Origin of the sequence: Streptomyces sp. SID3343 (genome assembly GCF_009865215.1) — a bacterium.
In the GTDB taxonomy this organism is placed as follows: domain Bacteria; phylum Actinomycetota; class Actinomycetes; order Streptomycetales; family Streptomycetaceae; genus Embleya.
Genome location: NZ_WWJX01000776.1, coordinates 1 through 15,523 on the forward strand (window position 1 = coordinate 1; position 15,523 = coordinate 15,523).

The following is a 15,523-nucleotide window of genomic DNA, read 5'->3' on the forward strand; positions in this document are numbered from 1 at the left end:
CGTCGAGCCGGCGCCGCTCGCCGGGCTCCGCGGCGGGTGTGGGCGCGAGCCCGCGCCCGGCGACGACCAGCAGCGCGATGCCGACGGGGACGTTGATCCAGAACACCCAGCGCCAACTCAGCGCATGGGTGAGGAAGCCGCCCAGGACCACTCCCGCCGCGACGGCCACCCCGCCCGCCAGGCTCCACACCGCGAGCGCCCGGGTGCGCCGGGGCACGTCGTGGGCGTAGCCCGCGGTGATCAGGCTCAGCCCCGCCGACGCGAGTGCCGCGGCGCCCACGCCCTGTGCGACCCGGGCGGCCAGGAGCGTGGTGACGTTGTGCGCCGCGCCGCCGAGCAGACCGGCGGCGGTGAACACGAACAGGCCGGCCTGGAACACCGGCTTGCGGCCGAACAGATCGCCCGCGCGGGCCGCGACCATCAGCAGACCGCCGAGGGTGATCAGATACGCGTTGACCACCCACTGCTGGCCGTTGGTGCTCAGTCCCAGGTCGGCCCGCAGGTCGGGCAGGGCCACGGTGACGATGGTCGAGTCGAGCACGACCATGAACTGGGCCACGCACGCGACGAGCGCGATGACGTCGCGCGGCACCCGAGGCGAGCGCGGCGAGCGGGGTGTGGCCGGGGGAGGCGCGGAGGGTGCGGGGTGGTGCGACGTCGGCGCGGTGCGCCGGTCGGTGCTTTCGGCCATGACGGCTCCTCGACGGGCATGCGAAGGGATTCGACGGGATTCGACGGGATTCCAAGGGATTCGACGAGTGGGCGCTCGATAGCATGGAAAGAGCATGAGAACATCGTTCACCGTGAACGACGTTCACAGTGAACATCGTTCACGTTAGGTTCGAATCACAAGTGCTGTCAACGGCACGGAAGCGAGAGTTCTCGATGTTGCGACGGCCGGATGTGGTCGACGGCGCGCTCGCGCTCCTCGACGTCGAGGGGCTCGACGGCCTCACCATGCGCAAGCTCGGCGCCGCGCTCAACGTTCAGGCGGGCGCGATGTACCGGCACTTCCCGAGCAAGGAGGCGCTGCTCGACGCGATGGCGGAAAAGCTCATGGACGGCGTCGGCGCGCCGTTGCCCGACGTCGAGTGGCAGGAGCAACTGCGGATCCTGGGCGCGCGGTTGCACACCGCGCTGCTGTCACGTCGGGACGGCGCGCGGGTGGTCGCGGGGACCTACGTCCCGGATCCGAGCACGCACGGCGCGGGCCGCACGGCGGTGGAGGTGCTGTGCTCCGCCGGGCTGGCGCCCGAGCAGGCCGGGTGGCTCACCTTCGCGATGTTCTACTACGTGCTGGGCCACACCATCGAGGAGCAGGCGCAGGGGCGCCTGGACGCCTGCGACGACTGGGGTGCCCGGGTCGCGGCCGTCGGGCCGGACGAGTCCGCGCGCTACGACCAGGCCCTGGCCTCACTGGTCAAGGCCGATCCCGCCGAGCGGTTCGCCTACGGCCTGGACGTGTTCATCGACGGGATCGTGCACCGGCTCGGCTGAGCCGGGCGCGGGGGGCCCACCTTCAAAACGCGTTCCACCGCGCGGTGCGGTCGCCCTCGCGCAGGGTGCGGACGCGGTGGCGGAACTCCTCCTCCGCCTTCGGGTTGCCGGGCACGTGTTGGGCCACCCACGCGGTGGCGGCGAGCTCGCGGGTCTCGCGCAGAGTCTCGTAGCCGTCCCACGTGGTGACGTCGAAGCCGTACTTCTTGGCGAACCGCCGCTCGGCGCCGTCGGGCAGGCCGTAGCGGGCGGCGGCCATCGGGGTCAGCGCCAGATCGAGTTCGCGCAGGTCGTGGGCGACGGTCTCCCAGTCCAGGAGCAGCGCCCGCCCGCCGTGCACGCCGACGTTGCGCAGCAGTGCGTCGCCGTGGATCAGACCCTTGGGCAGCGCGGGGGTCAACGTCGCGTAGGTGGTGAGGAGTTGGTCGCGCCGAGCCAGCAGGTAGCGCCGGTCCTCCAGGCTCACCGCGGCCTCGGCCGAGTCGAGCCAGGTCGCCACCAGCGCGAGCGGCTCACGGGCGGGCAGGGCGAACGGCGGCGCCGGCAACGCGTGCAGCTTCTTGAGCAGGCGGGCCAGATCGCCGACGTCGGGAGCGCGGTCGGCGGGCGGCAGGAGCTGCCAGAACGTCACCGGGCGGCCGTCCACGAGCACCGGCTGCGGGTCGACCTCGGGCGCCGGTCGCACGGCGGGGAAGTCCTGTTCGGCGAGCCAGCACGCGACCGCGATCTCGCGCCTCGCGCGCTCGGCCATGTGCGCGCCGCGGGCGACGCGAACCACCAGGCCCGGACCGGGCAATGCGAAGACGGCGTTCTCCCCGAAGGCCAGTACCCCGGCGTCGGCGGACGGCACCCCGACCTTCGCGCATGCGCGTACGAGCACCGAGCGTTCGGCGGCCACTGAGTCGATCACGCCGGTGATCGTACCGGCCCCGAGGCACCCGCAGCGGCCGGATTCGATCAGGCGGACAAGCTCGTCGCGGCGGGCAGCGCCGCGTCGTAGCGATCGAGGACCAGCCGGGCGATCTCGGGGGTGTCGGCGACCGGTTCGGTGACCAACTCCGCACCGGCCGCGAGGGCCTGTTCGGTGATCCGGTCGGGGAGGATTCCGGGGGCGAGCATGCACGACGCCACCGCGATCCGTTGTGCCCCGAGCGAGCGCAACTCGGCGACCGCGGCGGCGACGGTGGAACCCTGGTGGACGGAGGCGAACGCGGTGACCACGGCGCACCAACCGGCACGCCGCCACTCCCGCGCGACGATGGTGGTCACCGCGTTCGCCTCCGGATCGGTGGACCCCGCAGTGGCCAGGACCACGCCGTAGCGCGGATCTCCCGGCCGGACGCCGGCCTCGCGCATCCGCGAGTCCAACGCGGCGAGCAGCAGCGGCGAAGGGGCCAGAGTCGCCGCCTGACGCACGGTCAGGCGGCGGTGTCGCAGGACGCTCGGCACGTCCTGCTTGGCGTGGAACGCCGGGGTGAACAGCAGTGGCACCGCGACCACCTCGGTCGCGCCGGCCAGGGCCAGCGCGTCGAGCCGCTCCGGCACGCGGGGGCCGCAGTGGTCGAGATAGCCCGTCTCCACCCGCAGCCCGGGCCGCAGGTCGCGCACGCGCGCGGCCAACGCCGCCATCGCCACGGCGTGCCGCGGGTCGCGGCTGCCGTGTGCGACGGCCAGGAGCGGGGGAGCGGACACGACTACTTCGTCCCCGCCAGCCCGCGCTGGCGCAGCACCAGGCGTTCGATGGGCGTGAACACGAGCATCTCGATACCGATTCCGACGATGAGGATCATGAACACCGCGGTCAACATCATCGGCATGTCGCCCAGATCTCGCCCCTGGTCCAGCAACTGTCCCAGTCCGGAGCCCAGTTCGGGCCCGGCGGCGATCAACTCGGCGGCCATCAGCGAGCGCCACGAGAACGCCCAGCCCTGCTTGAGGCCCGCGATGTAGCCGGGCAGCGAGGCGGGCAGCATGACGTGCCACACGCTGTTGACGCCGCGCGCGCCGAGCACCCGCCCCGCGCGCAGGTACAGCGGCGGAATCTGGTCGATGCCCGCCACCAGGCCGTTGGCGATCGAGGGGACCGCACCCAGCAACACGACCGCGTAGATCGCGGTGTTGTTGAGGCCGAACCAGATCACCGCCGGCGGTACCCAGGCGACCGAGGGCAGCGACTGGAGACCGGACAGGATCGGCCCGATCGCGGCCCGGATCCAGCTGACCCGGGCGACCACCAACCCCAGCGGGGTACCGATCGCGACCGCCATCACGAAGCCCAGCGCGCCGCGGGAGAGGCTGGTCCACAGGATGTCGAAGACGTCGCCCTTGTGCCACTGGACCATGAACGCGTCCCACACGTCGGCCGGACTCGGCAACGCGTAGCGCGGCTTGATCTCCATGACGTAGGCGATCTGCCACGCCGCGAGCACGAGCAGCAGTGCGACGACCGGCGGGAGCGCCTTCTCCAGGAGCACGCGAGAGTAGGGCTTGCGCTCCTTCTCGTACGTCTCCAGCGCGTCCAGGCCTGCTTCGAGGCCCGCGAGGTCGCGGGCCTCGTCGGCGACGACGACGGCGTCGGCGTCCGCGTCCCGAGGCGTCTTGGTCAGGTCAGGCGCGGCCATGGCGGCGGATCTCCCCTCGGAGTTGGTCGGTGATCTCGACGGACAGTTCCGACACTCCGGTGTCCTCGATCCGGCGCGGCTGCGGGATCTCGATGTGCCACTCGCGGGCGATCCGGCCGGGCCGCGACGACATCAGCACGACCCGCTCGGCGAGCCGGACGGCCTCGCGGACGTTGTGCGTCACGAACACCACCGAGCGGCCGGTCTCCGCCCAGATCCGGGTCAGTTCGTCGTGCAGCACGTCGCGCGTGATCGCGTCGAGCGCCGCGAACGGCTCGTCCATCAACAGCAGATCGCCGGCCTGCGCGAGGGCGCGGGCCAACGCGACGCGCTGGCGCATGCCGCCGGACAACTCGTGCACGCGCTTGCGCGAAGCGCCGCCGAGCCGGACCAGTTCGAGCAGCGCCTCGGCCTCGGCCTTGCGGTCCTCGCGCGGCACGCCCCGCAGTTTCAGGGCCAGTTCGATGTTCTTGCCCGCGGTCAGCCACGGGAACAGCGCGTGGTCCTGGAACATCAGCGCGGGGCGCCCGCCGCCGATCTCGATCGTGCCCGCGGTGGGTTTGTCGAGGTCGGCGATCAGGTTGAGCAGGGTGGACTTCCCACAGCCCGACGCGCCCAGGAGGCAGACGAACTCCCCCGGGGCGACGGTCAGATCGATGCCGTCCAGGACGGGCGCGCCGCCGCCGCGGCCGAAGACCTTGGTGACCTGGTTCAGGCGGACCGCGAAGCCGGGCTCGGCAGGCGTGGCGGCCGCGGTGGGCGTGGCCTCGCTGATGGTCTGGGTCATGTCCGGATCACCTCTCTCGGTGGGCGCGTCGGGCGGGGAAGGCCGGGTGGTGCCTTGCGTGTTCGGGAGGTGCCGCTTCCTCGAAAGGCGCCACCCCGTCGAGAAGCGCTACTTCTTCGGGCCCAGACCCCCGTCGTTCACGGCGGGCTTGCCGGCCGCCGCGAGGACCTTGTTGAGGATCGTCAGGTCGTAGATGCCGTGGATGTCGAGCTTCTTGGTCACCCCGACCGCGACGCCGTCGTCGGAGAGCTTTTGCAGCGACGACGCGAGCGGGTCGTTGGTGATCTCGATGTTGGGCCAGGCCGCGTCGAGCACGTTCTGCGCGAGCGGCTTGCCCGCGTATTCGGTGATCTTGGCGTTGACCGTGGTCTTGGCCTTGTCCGGGTTGGCCGCCGCCCACTCGTTCGCGGCGACCTGGCCCTTGATCAGCGCCTCGACGGTGTCGGGGTGATCCTTGAGGAACTTGTTGCCGACGATCAGGTTCGTGGTGACGAACTTGCCCTGCGGCCACAGCGTGCGCTCGTCGACGAGCACCTTCGCACCGGCCTCGGCCACCAGCCGGGTCGCCCACGGCTCGGGCAGCCAGGCGCCGTCGAGGTCACCCTTTTGGAACGCCGCGAGGGTCTGCGCGTTGTCGGTGGGGACCACGCTCACGTCGCCCTTGCCGGAGGTGTCCACCGGGAAGCCGTTGGCCGCCAGGTACGCCCGCAGGGCGACGTCCTGGGTGCCGCCGAGCTGCGGCGACGCGATCTTCTTGCCCTTGAGGTCGGCCGGCGTGTTGATGCTCGGCTTGACCACCAGGGCCGCGCCGCCCGAGGTCGCGCCCGCGACGATCCGCAGCAGTTCGCCGTTGGTGCTGGTGAACCCGGAGATGGACGGGTTCGGGCCGATGTAGGTCGCGTCGATCGAGCCGCCCTTGAGCGCCTCGATCGCGGCCGGGCCGGCGTTGAAGACCTGCGGTTTGATCTCGGTGCTTCCCAGCTCCTTCGCGAAGAAGCCCTCACCCAGACCGACCAGCGGCGTCGCGTGGGTGACGTTGGCGAAGAAGCCGAGTCGGATCGACGAGGCCGATGTGCCCGTCTTGGCGCCGCCGGGCGCCGGAGCCCCCGCATTGGCGGCGGGCGAGGTCTTCTTGTCGTCCTTGTCCGAGCCGTAGCCGCACGCGGACAGCGCGAGCAGCGGCAACAGGAGCGCGGCGGAGAACCCCGTACGTATCGATCTACGTCGGCTGTTTTTGTGAATTGTCCCGAAAACGGACACGCGGGGACCTTCCCTCGGGCCCGCGCGCGGCGGCGCGGGCCGGGACTGACGAATGTGGGCGACGGCCACGGACGATGTCGCAGATGCAACCGACGGAGCGTCAAAAGCGGGTGTTCGAACCCGCGTTCACGTCAGCTGTGACATCGACCCGGGGCGGCGAACGCGGCGCCGGCCATGCCGGCGGTGAGCGTCGAGCCGTCGGCCTCGTCGATCAGGAGGAAGGAGCCGGTACGCCGGCCGACGGAGTAGTCGTCGAGCGCGAGCGGTTGGGCGGTACGGAGCACGACACGCGCGATGTCGTTGGCGCGCAACTCGGTCGGGCGTTCCTCGTGGCCGAGCACGCCGTCGATCGGCGCGTTCAGGTCCAGGCGGAAGGCGATGTCCTTGACGATCGCCTTGACCGTGCGGGTGGTGTGCTTGAGCAGGACCCGGTCCCCGGTGCGCAGCGGCCGGTCGGCCACGTGGCACACGGTCGCCTCGACGTCCTGGGTGGCGATCGGCGCCGAGTCGATCGGCGCGATCAGGTCGCCGCGCGAGACGTCGACCTCGTCGGTCAGCCGCAGCGTGACCGACTCGCCCTGCCGGGCCCGGTCCACCGAGACGCCGAGCCGATCGATGCCCGCGACCACACTGCGTTGCCCGGACGGCAGCACCACGACCTCGTCGCCCTCGCGGAACACGCCGGAGGCGATCTGGCCCGCGTAGCCGCGGTAGTCGCGATATTCGTCGTCGGACTGCGGGCGCAACACGAACTGGACGGGAAAACGCGCCGGTTCCAGCGTCGGGTCGCTCTCGACGGGCACCGTCTCCAGGTATTCCAGCAGGGTCGGCCCGGAGAACCAGTCCATGTGCGCGCTCGGGTCCACCACGTTGTCGCCGCGCAGCGCGGAGACCGGGATCGAGCGCACGTCGGGCACGCCCAGCGCCTTGGCGTACTCGGTGAACGTGTTGGCGACCTCGGCGAAGCGCTCCTCGTCGTAGTCGACGAGGTCCATCTTGTTGACCGCCAGCACCACGTGCGGCACCCGCAGCAGCGCCGCCACCGCCGCGTGCCGGCGGGTCTGCTCGACCACGCCGTTGCGCGCGTCGACCAGGACGACCGCCAGTTCCGCGGTGGACGCGCCGGTGACCATGTTGCGCGTGTACTGCACGTGGCCCGGGGTGTCCGCGAGGATGAACCGGCGCCTGGTGGTCGCGAAGTAGCGGTAGGCGACGTCGATGGTGATGCCCTGCTCGCGCTCGGCCCGCAGCCCGTCGGTGAGCAGCGCGAGGTCGGCCTCTTCCTGGCCGCGTTCGTTGCTGACCCGGGTGACGGCTTCGAGCTGGTCGGACAGGACCGACTTGGAGTCGTGCAGCAACCGGCCCACGAGCGTGGACTTGCCGTCGTCGACGGAGCCCGCGGTGGCCAGGCGCAGCAGACCCACGCTCTCGTCGACGGACGGCACGGTGATCTCCTCGGATGTCCCACTCATGGCTAGAAGTACCCCTCGCGCTTGCGGTCCTCCATCGCGGCCTCGGACATCTTGTCGTCCGCGCGCGTGGCACCTCGTTCGGTCAGCCTGCTCACTGCGATCTCGGCGATCACCTCGGCCACCGTCGTGGCGGGCGAATCGACGGCGCCGGTACAGCTCATGTCGCCGACCGTGCGATAGCGCACCACGCGCCGCACGACCTTCTCGTCGCCCTTGGCACCGCCCCACTCGCCGGGGGCCAACCACATGCCGCTACGCGCGAACACGTCGCGCTCGTGCGAGAAGTAGATCTGCGGGAGCGGGATCTCCTCACGCTCGATGTACTGCCACACGTCCAACTCGGTCCAGTTCGAGAGCGGGAAGACCCGCACGTGCTCGCCGACGCGGTGCCGGCCGTTGTACAGCTGCCACAGTTCGGGGCGCTGGCGGCGCGGGTCCCACGCGCCGAACTCGTCGCGCAGCGAGAAGACCCGCTCCTTGGCGCGCGCCTTCTCCTCGTCGCGTCGACCGCCGCCGAACACCGCGTCGAAGCGGTTCGACTCGATCGCGTCCAGCAGCGGGACGGTCTGCAACGGGTTGCGGGTGCCGTCGGGGCGCTCGCGCAGCCGGCCGGTGTCGATGAAGTCCTGCACGCTCGCGACGTGCAGCCGCAGGTTGTGCTCGGCCACCACCTTGTCGCGGTACTCCAGGACTTCGGGGAAGTTGTGGCCGGTGTCCACATGGAGCAGCACGAACGGCACCGGCGCCGGCCAGAACGCCTTGCGTGCCAGGTGCAGCATCACGATGGAGTCCTTGCCGCCGGAGAACAGCAGCACCGGCTTCTCGAACTCGCCCGCGACCTCGCGGAAGATGTGCACGGACTCGGCTTCGAGAGCGTCCAGGTGGGTCAGAGCCCCGGGTGCGGTGCCCTTGTCGATCGTCGCGGTCACGCCAACCCCTCCTTCGTCGCGGTCTTCGCGGTCCTGCGTATCGCGGTCACTGGTGGATCCCGCATTCGGTCTTGCCACTGCCTGCCCACCGGCCGGCGCGGGCGTCCTCGCCCGGCGCGACCCTGCGGGTGCACGGCTCGCAACCGATCGACGCGTAGCCGTCGCTCAGCAGCGGGTTGGTCAGCACGCCGTGTTCGAGCACGTAGGCGTCCACGTCGTCCTGTGTCCAGCGGGCGATCGGCGCGACCTTGACCTTGCGCCGGCGCGCGTCCCACGACACGACCGGGGTGTTCGCGCGGGCCGGCGAGTCGTCGCGGCGCAGACCCGTCGCCCACGCTCGGTAGTTCGTCAGCGCGCTCTCCAGCGGCGCGACCTTGCGCATCGCGCAGCACGCGTCGGTGTCCCGCTCGTGCAGCCTGGCCCCGTACTTCGCGTCCTGCTGAACCACCGTCAGCTCCGGGTGCACGGTGATCACGTTGACGTCGTAGACCGCGGCGACCGCGTCGCGCGTGCCGATCGTCTCCGGGAAGTGGTAGCCGGTGTCGAGGAAGACCACGTCGACGCCGGGCGCGACGGTCGACGCCAGGTGTGCCACGACGGCGTCCTCCATCGAGGACGTCACGCACCACGCGGGGCCGAACGCCTCGTGCGTCCACGCCAGGATCTCGTGCGCGCTCGCGTCCTCCAGGTCGACGGCGGCCCGGTTCGCGAGCGATTCCAGGTCGGTGGTCTCGGTGACGGTCATCGGGCCTCCTCCGGAGTGGTGCGTCGGGCGGACTGCTCGGGAAAGACCAGCCCCAGGAACTTGAGCGAGAACGCCCGCCGGCACGCCGAGCACAACCACGTGCCGTGCCCCTCCTCGTGCGGACGAAGATCCTCGTCGCCACAGAAGGGGCAGTAGAACGGGACGGCCCGCTGACCGGGCTCGGCGCCGCCGGCGGCGCTCACGACAGGTCCGCTTCGCCGGCGCGCAGGGCCCACTGGGCGAAGCGCTCACCGTCGGTGCGCTGTTCCTCGAACCGGCGCAGCACCCGCTCGATGTAGTCGGCGAGGCCGTCCGAGGTGACCTTGAGGCCGCGGATCTTGCGACCGAAGCCGGGGTCGAGGCCCAGGCCGCCGCCGAGGTGGATCTGGTAGCCCTCGACCTGCTCGCCGTGCTCGTCCAGGACGAGTTGGCCCTTGAGGCCGATGTCGGCGACCTGGATGCGCGCGCAGGCGTTCGGGCAGCCGTTGATGTTGATCGTGATCGGCTGGTCGAACTGCGGCAGGCGTTGCTCCAGTTCGTCGATCAGGCGTGAGCCGCGGCCCTTGGTCTCGACGATCGCCAGCTTGCAGAACTCGATGCCGGTGCAGGCCATCGTGCCGCGCCGGAACGGGCTCGGGTCCACGCGCAGGTCGAGCGCCTCCAGGCCCTCCTTGAGCGAGGCCACCTGGTCCTGGGCCACGTCCAGGACGAGCATCTTCTGCTCGACCGTGGTGCGGACCCGGTCCGAGCCGTGCCGCTCGGCGAGGTCGGCGATCTTGCCGAGCGTGGCGCCGTCGACGCGGCCCACGCGCGGGGCGAAGCCGACGTAGAAGTCGCCGCCCTTTTGCGGGTGTACGCCGACGTGGTCGCGCCACACCTGCAGCGGCGCGTCCGGCGCGGGGCCGTCGACGAGCTTGCGCTCCAGGTACTCGTTCTCCAGCACCTCGCGGAAGCGCTCCGGCCCCCAGTCGCTGACCAGGAACTTCAAACGCGCGCGGTTGCGCAGCCGGCGATAACCGTAGTCACGGAAGACCGAGATGACGGCTTCCCAGACCTGTGGCACCTCTTCGAGCGGCACCCAGGCGTTCAGCCGCACCGCGAACTTGGGGTTGGTGGAGAGCCCACCGCCCACCCACACGTCGAAACCCGGGCCGAACTCGGGGTGTACGACGCCGACGAAGGAGACGTCGTTGATCTCGTGCGCGACGTCGAGCAGCGGCGAGCCGGAGATCGCGGTCTTGAACTTGCGCGGCAGGTTCGAGAATTCGGGCTTGCCGATGTAGAGGCGGTTGATCTCGTCGACCGCCCACGAGCCGTCGATGATCTCGTTCTCGGCGATCCCGGCGACCGGCGAGCCCAGGATGGCGCGCGGAGTGTCGCCACACGCCTCGGTGGTGGACAGGCCCACGGCTTCCAGGATCTGCCAGATCTGCGGTACGTCCTCGATCCGGATCCAGTGGAACTGCACGTTCTGCCGGTCGGTCACGTCGGCGGTGCCGCGCGCGAAACGCTCGGAGACCTCGGCGATCGCCCGCAGTTGGGCCAGGTTCAGTTGGCCGCCGTCGATGCGCACGCGCAGCATGAAGTATTCGTCGTCGAGCTCGTGCGGCTCCAGCACGCCGGTCTTGCCGCCGTCGATCCCGGGCTTGCGCTGCGTGTACAGGCCCCACCAACGCATGCGCCCGCGAAGGTCGTTGGGGTCGATGGAGGAGAATCCCCGGTGGGCGTAGACGTTCTCGATACGCGCGCGCACGTTGAGGCCGTCGTCGTCCTTCTTGAACTGCTCGTTGCCGTTGAGCGGTTCACGGTGGCCGAGTGCCCACTGTCCCTCGCCGCGATGGCGAGCGGTCTTGCGAGCGCGTGGGCCGCTGTCTGGGGTCTCGGTGGTGGCGGCCATGGGGAGCGTCCTCCGGCGGATCGGTGGGGGACGCGCGGGTGAGCATCCGGCCGCACCCTCGCCGGTATCGGGCCGTGAGAGTCGTGGGTGCCGGTGCGACCGCGCGCCCTGCAGGCAGGTGCGGCGGGCGGGTCGTCAGGCCGGCGAACAGACGGCGCTGGACATGCGTCCGAGGTCGACGTGGAGTCGACCTACGAGAGCGATACCGGCGCGAGACATGTCCCAAAGATTGACATGGAGTCAGATAGCCGTCCATCAGCGTCCGGGATGTGAGCACCTATCTCGCATGTCGAACACCCGTGCCCACAATATGGGATGCGATGATCTTCACGGCCTGCCGCCGGCATGGAACGTCGGTGCGGTTGGTTACGGTACGCGTGGTCGGATTCCGTTTGTTCGAACGAACGGCACACGTCCGACGCACCACAGTGGACGAGGAGCTGATGGGTATGCCAGGCGAGGTTGTCGGCGCGCCCCGGCGCAGAATGCGCTCAGTATGTACCGGCCCCACCTCCGAGCGGCCCGAGCCGCGCCGCGAGGAAGCGGTCGAAACGCTGCGATACGCGCTCAACGGCTTCCTGTCCGCCCTGCGCGCCGACCGTGCCGGACCGGCCGGCCCCGTGGACGCCGACGCGGACGGGACCCGCTACCGACTGCTCGCGGCCCTGGCCGACGAACTCGACCTCGACACCGATCGACTCGCGCGCGTGCTCGGCCTGCCCCCGGCCGCGGTGCGCGACCTCCTGGCCGAGCACGGCCGCGAGGGCTTGGTCGAGGCGGTGCGCGCCGGTCGCGGGCGCGGCGGATCGGTGGCCCGGTTGACCCCCGCCGGGCGGCGCGAGCTGTATCGGCTCGACGGGTTGTTCCGCGAGCACTGGGAAAGCGCGTTCGCCGACCTGCCCGCCGACGAACTGCGCACCGCCGCTCGGGTGCTCAGCAGGCTGTCCGGCGTCCTCGTGCCGACTCGCTGACCAGCGAGGTTCACCGGCCAAAACGGTTCAAACGTCACCGAACGCCGAGTCCGGGAAGGCCCCGTCGCACCCGGCCGCCGACATGGCGAATGCCGGGGCCGCGGACGGATACCTTAAAGGGGTGGCAGCGGACTACCAACAACGACCTCGCCTGCGAGGGGCCGGTCGCATCCGGTTGCGGAGCGCACTGTGGCGGATACTCCGCGAGACGGTGATCTCCTGCTTCAACCACCGGGTCACCGGCCTCGCGGCCGAGGCCGGGTTCTTCATGCTGCTGTCCCTGCCCCCGCTGCTGCTCGGGCTCGCCGGCACCGTCGGCTACCTGCACGGCATGATCGGCGGCAGCACGATCAACGACCTCAAGGCCGACATCATCAAGGCCTCGGCGTCCGTGCTCTCCGACAAGAGCACCCAGCAGGTGGTCGTCCCGCTCGTCAACGACGTCTTCGACTCGGGTCGCGCGGACATCGTCTCGGCCGGATTCCTGATCGCGCTGTGGTCCGGCTCGCGCGCGCTCAACGTGTACGTCGACACGATCACGATCATGTACGGCCTGTCCGGCAAGCGCGGCATCGTCCGCACCAGGCTGCTGTCCTTCACGCTCTACGTAGTCGGCCTGCTGCTCGGGATGTTCCTGATCCCGCTGCTGGTCGCCGGGCCCGAACTCGTGGTCAAGGCGTTCCCGCACTTCGCCGGGACCGTGCACGTCCTGTACTGGCCGGTCCTGGTCGTGCTGTCCGTGTGCTTCCTGACCTCGCTGTATCACGTGTCGGTTCCGGTGCGGACGCCGTGGCGCGAGGACATACCGGGCGCACTCGTCGCGCTGCTCCTGTGCATCCTCGGCAGCTTCCTGCTGCGGCTCTACCTCGCCACCACCATCGACGGCCCGACCGTGTACGGCTCGCTCGCGGCGCCGGTCGCGGTCATGGTGTGGATGTACTTCGCGGCGATGGCCGTCCTGATAGGCGCCGCGGTCAACGCCGCGATCGACCAGGTCTGGCCCAGCCAGGAGACCGCGCAGGCACGCGCCGAGCGCGACAAGGAGAAGGCCGCCGAGGAGATCGCCACGGCCATGGAGCACCTGCGCGCGGGCCGCCATCGCGGCGCCCCGGGCGACTGGAAGCCCAGCCCCTACGAGCACGACGAGCGACACGACGAGATGGAGGACACCGTCATCCACGGCGAACTCCCGGACATCGCCGAGCCGCCGTCGGAGTTCCCCGAGCGGTGGGCCATCCACGCGCGCGACGCCAAGCGCAACGACACGGGCACGGTCAACGGCCGCAACAACGGTGCCCGCCGCGTCGGCGACGTGCCCCCGCGCCCGACCGGCGCGCCGCCCGCCAACGGCCAGCCGCCGAGCCTGCAGATGCCCGCCGGGCAGGCGCTGCCCGGCCTGCCTCTCGACGACACGGCGTGGCCCCCACCGCCGAGCCGGCCGCCGGGTGCGGACCCGGAACACGCTCGACGCGACGCACCGTGATGGCCTAGGCTTTCAGGGCGGTCCCCTGCGGGACCCTCGGTTTTACCGTGGTCCTCTTCGGGACCTTTCGAGACACGCGAAGCAGACGGGAGGTGGATAGTCGTGAACACGACCTCGATGACGGTCGCCCGGACGGGCTCGACCTCATTCCACGCTTCCGTTTCCCGGGTCCGCACCGCGTAGCCGTACCGCCCTTCCCGCGCGGTCCGACGGCACACGCCTTGCACGGCGGACCCGCCCTCGAAGGGCCACCGGCTTGTCTTCGCAGCGCAACTCCCACGATTTTTCCGACTCTTCTCTCGACGGTTCCGCCTCCGACGTCCTCGCCGCCCACGGCTGGGACGCCGAACGCGCCGCCGAATTCGCCCCCTACCGCGGGCACGGCCTGATCCCCGGCCGGATCGCACGGGTGGACCGCTCGCTGTGCGAGGTGGTCACCGCCGACGGCACCGTCCGCGCCGGACACGGCGGCGGCGAACTCCCGTGCACCGGCGACTGGGTCGTCCTGGAACACCCGGACGACGGTCGCGAGCCCTTCGTGGCCGCGATTCTTCGACGCCGCACGGCACTCGTGCGCTCGCTCGCCTCGGGACGCTCCGCCGGGCAGGTGCTCGCGGTCAACGTCGACCTCGTCGGTGCCGTCGTGGCCCTCGACGTGGTCCCCGACCTCGGCCGCCTGGAGCGGCTGCTCACGCTCGCGTGGGAGAGCGGCGCCCGGCCGCTCGTGTTGCTCACCAAGGCCGACCTCGCGGCCGACGCCGACGACCTGCGCAAGGACGTCGAGGCGATCGCGCTCGGGGTGGACGTCCTGGTCGTCAGCGGGCTCACGGGGGAGGGCATCGACCTGCTCGACGCCTACACCGCCGGGCAGACCGTCGCCCTGATCGGCACCTCGGGCGCGGGCAAGTCCACGCTCACCAACGCGCTCGCGGGTACCGAGGTCACCGTCGTGCAGCAGGCCCGCCAGGACGGCAAGGGCCGGCACACCACGACGTGGCGCGAACTCGTACCGCTGGCCAACGGGGGCGTGCTGATCGACACACCCGGCATGCGCGGCGTCGGCATGTACGACGTCGGCGAGGGGCTCGACCGTACGTTCGCCGACATCGAGGCGCTCACCGACCGGTGCCGGTTCACCGACTGTACGCACGACAGCGAACCCGGCTGCGCGGTACTGGCCGCGATCGAAGCGGGCGATCTCCCGCAGCGCCGCCTGGACAGCTACCGCAAGTTGCTCAAGGAGGCCCGCTGGATCGCCTCGCGCGAGGACCACCGGATTCGGGCCGAACGGGCGCGCGAGTGGAAGGTGATCCACAAGGAAATGCGCAGGTCGCCGTCGCCGAAGAAGTGACCCCGTCCGTCGGGGGGTGTGCCCGGCACGCCCCCCGACGGCGGCCGGCGCTCGCGGGTCAGCGCTTGCGGGCCGGCGGCACCGGATCGGTGCCGCCGTTGCCCGGGCGGCAGCGGAGCAGGCGACGCACCGTCAGATACGTGCCCCGCACGGCGCCGTGGCGGTGCAGGGCCCGCTTTCCGTACGTCGAGCAACTGGGCGTGAAATTGCAGCACGGTGCGTTCTTCGGGCTGATCTCGGTGCGGTAGCGCTCGACGGCGCTGCCCAGCCGGTGCGCGGGGGAGCCGCCGCGCGGGCGGGTGAGGCTGACCAGCGCGATCCACATCATGCGCAGCGAGAACAGGCTGATCAGACACACGTCGCAGCCGCAGCCGTCACCCCCGCCGCGGTTGCCGCCGCCGCTGTGGCCGCCACTGCTGTTGCCGCTGTTTCCGCCGCCCCCGCCCCCGCCTCCGCCGCCGAAGCAGCCGCCGCCGTCGCGGCCCCCACCGCGCCCGCCGCCGCCGTGGC

General features: G+C 71.0%; 16 protein-coding genes. 4 read left to right on the forward strand and 12 right to left on the reverse strand.

The features are described from left to right. Positions 1–691 (reverse strand): MFS transporter (locus GT354_RS24170; RefSeq protein WP_161358479.1); only part of this gene is annotated, 691 nt, incomplete at its 3' end. Between the two features lie 194 nt (positions 692–885). Here GT354_RS24170 and GT354_RS24175 point away from each other — a divergent pair. Then, positions 886–1,497, forward strand: coding sequence for a TetR/AcrR family transcriptional regulator C-terminal domain-containing protein (locus tag GT354_RS24175; protein ID WP_161358480.1), 612 nt, complete (start codon positions 886–888; stop codon positions 1,495–1,497). A gap of 22 nt (positions 1,498–1,519) precedes the next feature. Here the strand turns inward: GT354_RS24175 and GT354_RS24180 are convergent, their stop codons facing one another. From GT354_RS24180 to GT354_RS24225, 10 genes are all read right to left on the reverse strand, one after another. Then, complete coding sequence (locus GT354_RS24180) at positions 1,520–2,407, reverse strand: aminoglycoside phosphotransferase family protein (RefSeq protein ID WP_346012150.1); 888 nt, start codon at positions 2,405–2,407, stop codon at positions 1,520–1,522. A gap of 47 nt (positions 2,408–2,454) precedes the next feature. Further along, positions 2,455–3,189 (reverse strand): sirohydrochlorin chelatase, encoded by a 735-nt coding sequence (locus tag GT354_RS24185; protein WP_161358481.1) that lies wholly within the window; start codon positions 3,187–3,189, stop codon positions 2,455–2,457. 2 nt (positions 3,190–3,191) lie between these two features. Beyond that, a complete protein-coding gene (locus GT354_RS24190; protein ID WP_161358482.1) occupies positions 3,192–4,118 on the reverse strand; it encodes an ABC transporter permease in 927 nt (308 codons plus the stop codon). Further along, entirely contained in the window at positions 4,105–4,905 is an 801-nt protein-coding gene (locus GT354_RS24195) for an ABC transporter ATP-binding protein (RefSeq protein ID WP_161358483.1), read from the reverse strand. The genes GT354_RS24190 and GT354_RS24195 overlap by 14 nt, the downstream gene beginning before the upstream one ends. A 108-nt stretch (positions 4,906–5,013) precedes the next feature. Then, positions 5,014–6,075 (reverse strand): ABC transporter substrate-binding protein, encoded by a 1,062-nt coding sequence (locus GT354_RS24200; RefSeq protein ID WP_237535399.1) that lies wholly within the window; start codon positions 6,073–6,075, stop codon positions 5,014–5,016. Positions 6,076–6,296: 221 nt separating this feature from the next. Then, positions 6,297–7,637, reverse strand: a complete 1,341-nt coding sequence (locus GT354_RS24205; RefSeq protein WP_161358484.1) for a GTP-binding protein — start codon at positions 7,635–7,637, stop codon at positions 6,297–6,299. A 2-nt stretch (positions 7,638–7,639) separates the two neighbouring features. Further along, on the reverse strand, positions 7,640–8,566 hold the full coding sequence (gene cysD, locus GT354_RS24210; RefSeq protein ID WP_161358485.1) for a sulfate adenylyltransferase subunit CysD: 927 nt from the start codon (positions 8,564–8,566) through the stop codon (positions 7,640–7,642). Positions 8,567–8,612: 46 nt separating this feature from the next. Beyond that, complete coding sequence (locus GT354_RS24215) at positions 8,613–9,311, reverse strand: phosphoadenylyl-sulfate reductase (protein WP_161358486.1); 699 nt, start codon at positions 9,309–9,311, stop codon at positions 8,613–8,615. After that, a complete protein-coding gene (locus GT354_RS24220; protein ID WP_161358487.1) occupies positions 9,308–9,514 on the reverse strand; it encodes a hypothetical protein in 207 nt (68 codons plus the stop codon). Before GT354_RS24220 ends, GT354_RS24215 begins: the two co-directional genes overlap by 4 nt. Beyond that, positions 9,511–11,208, reverse strand: a complete 1,698-nt coding sequence (locus tag GT354_RS24225) for a nitrite/sulfite reductase (RefSeq protein WP_161358488.1) — start codon at positions 11,206–11,208, stop codon at positions 9,511–9,513. Before GT354_RS24225 ends, GT354_RS24220 begins: the two co-directional genes overlap by 4 nt. 449 nt (positions 11,209–11,657) lie before the next feature. Here GT354_RS24225 and GT354_RS24230 point away from each other — a divergent pair, with 449 nt between their 5' ends. From GT354_RS24230 to rsgA, 3 genes are all read left to right on the forward strand, one after another. Next, positions 11,658–12,179 carry a MarR family winged helix-turn-helix transcriptional regulator gene (locus tag GT354_RS24230; protein WP_161358489.1) on the forward strand — a complete coding sequence of 174 codons (522 nt, stop codon included), beginning with the start codon at positions 11,658–11,660 and terminating at the stop codon, positions 12,177–12,179. 121 nt (positions 12,180–12,300) lie between these two features. Next, positions 12,301–13,662 carry a YihY/virulence factor BrkB family protein gene (locus GT354_RS24235; RefSeq protein ID WP_346012151.1) on the forward strand — a complete coding sequence of 454 codons (1,362 nt, stop codon included), beginning with the start codon at positions 12,301–12,303 and terminating at the stop codon, positions 13,660–13,662. Positions 13,663–13,918: 256 nt separating this feature from the next. Then, positions 13,919–15,013: a ribosome small subunit-dependent GTPase A gene (rsgA, locus tag GT354_RS24240; protein ID WP_161358490.1), complete on the forward strand. Its 1,095-nt coding sequence runs from the start codon at positions 13,919–13,921 to the stop codon at positions 15,011–15,013. 58 nt (positions 15,014–15,071) lie between these two features. Here the strand turns inward: rsgA and yidD are convergent. Beyond that, the coding region (yidD, locus tag GT354_RS54430; RefSeq protein WP_237535396.1) for a membrane protein insertion efficiency factor YidD at positions 15,072–15,523 on the reverse strand (452 nt) is incomplete at its 5' end.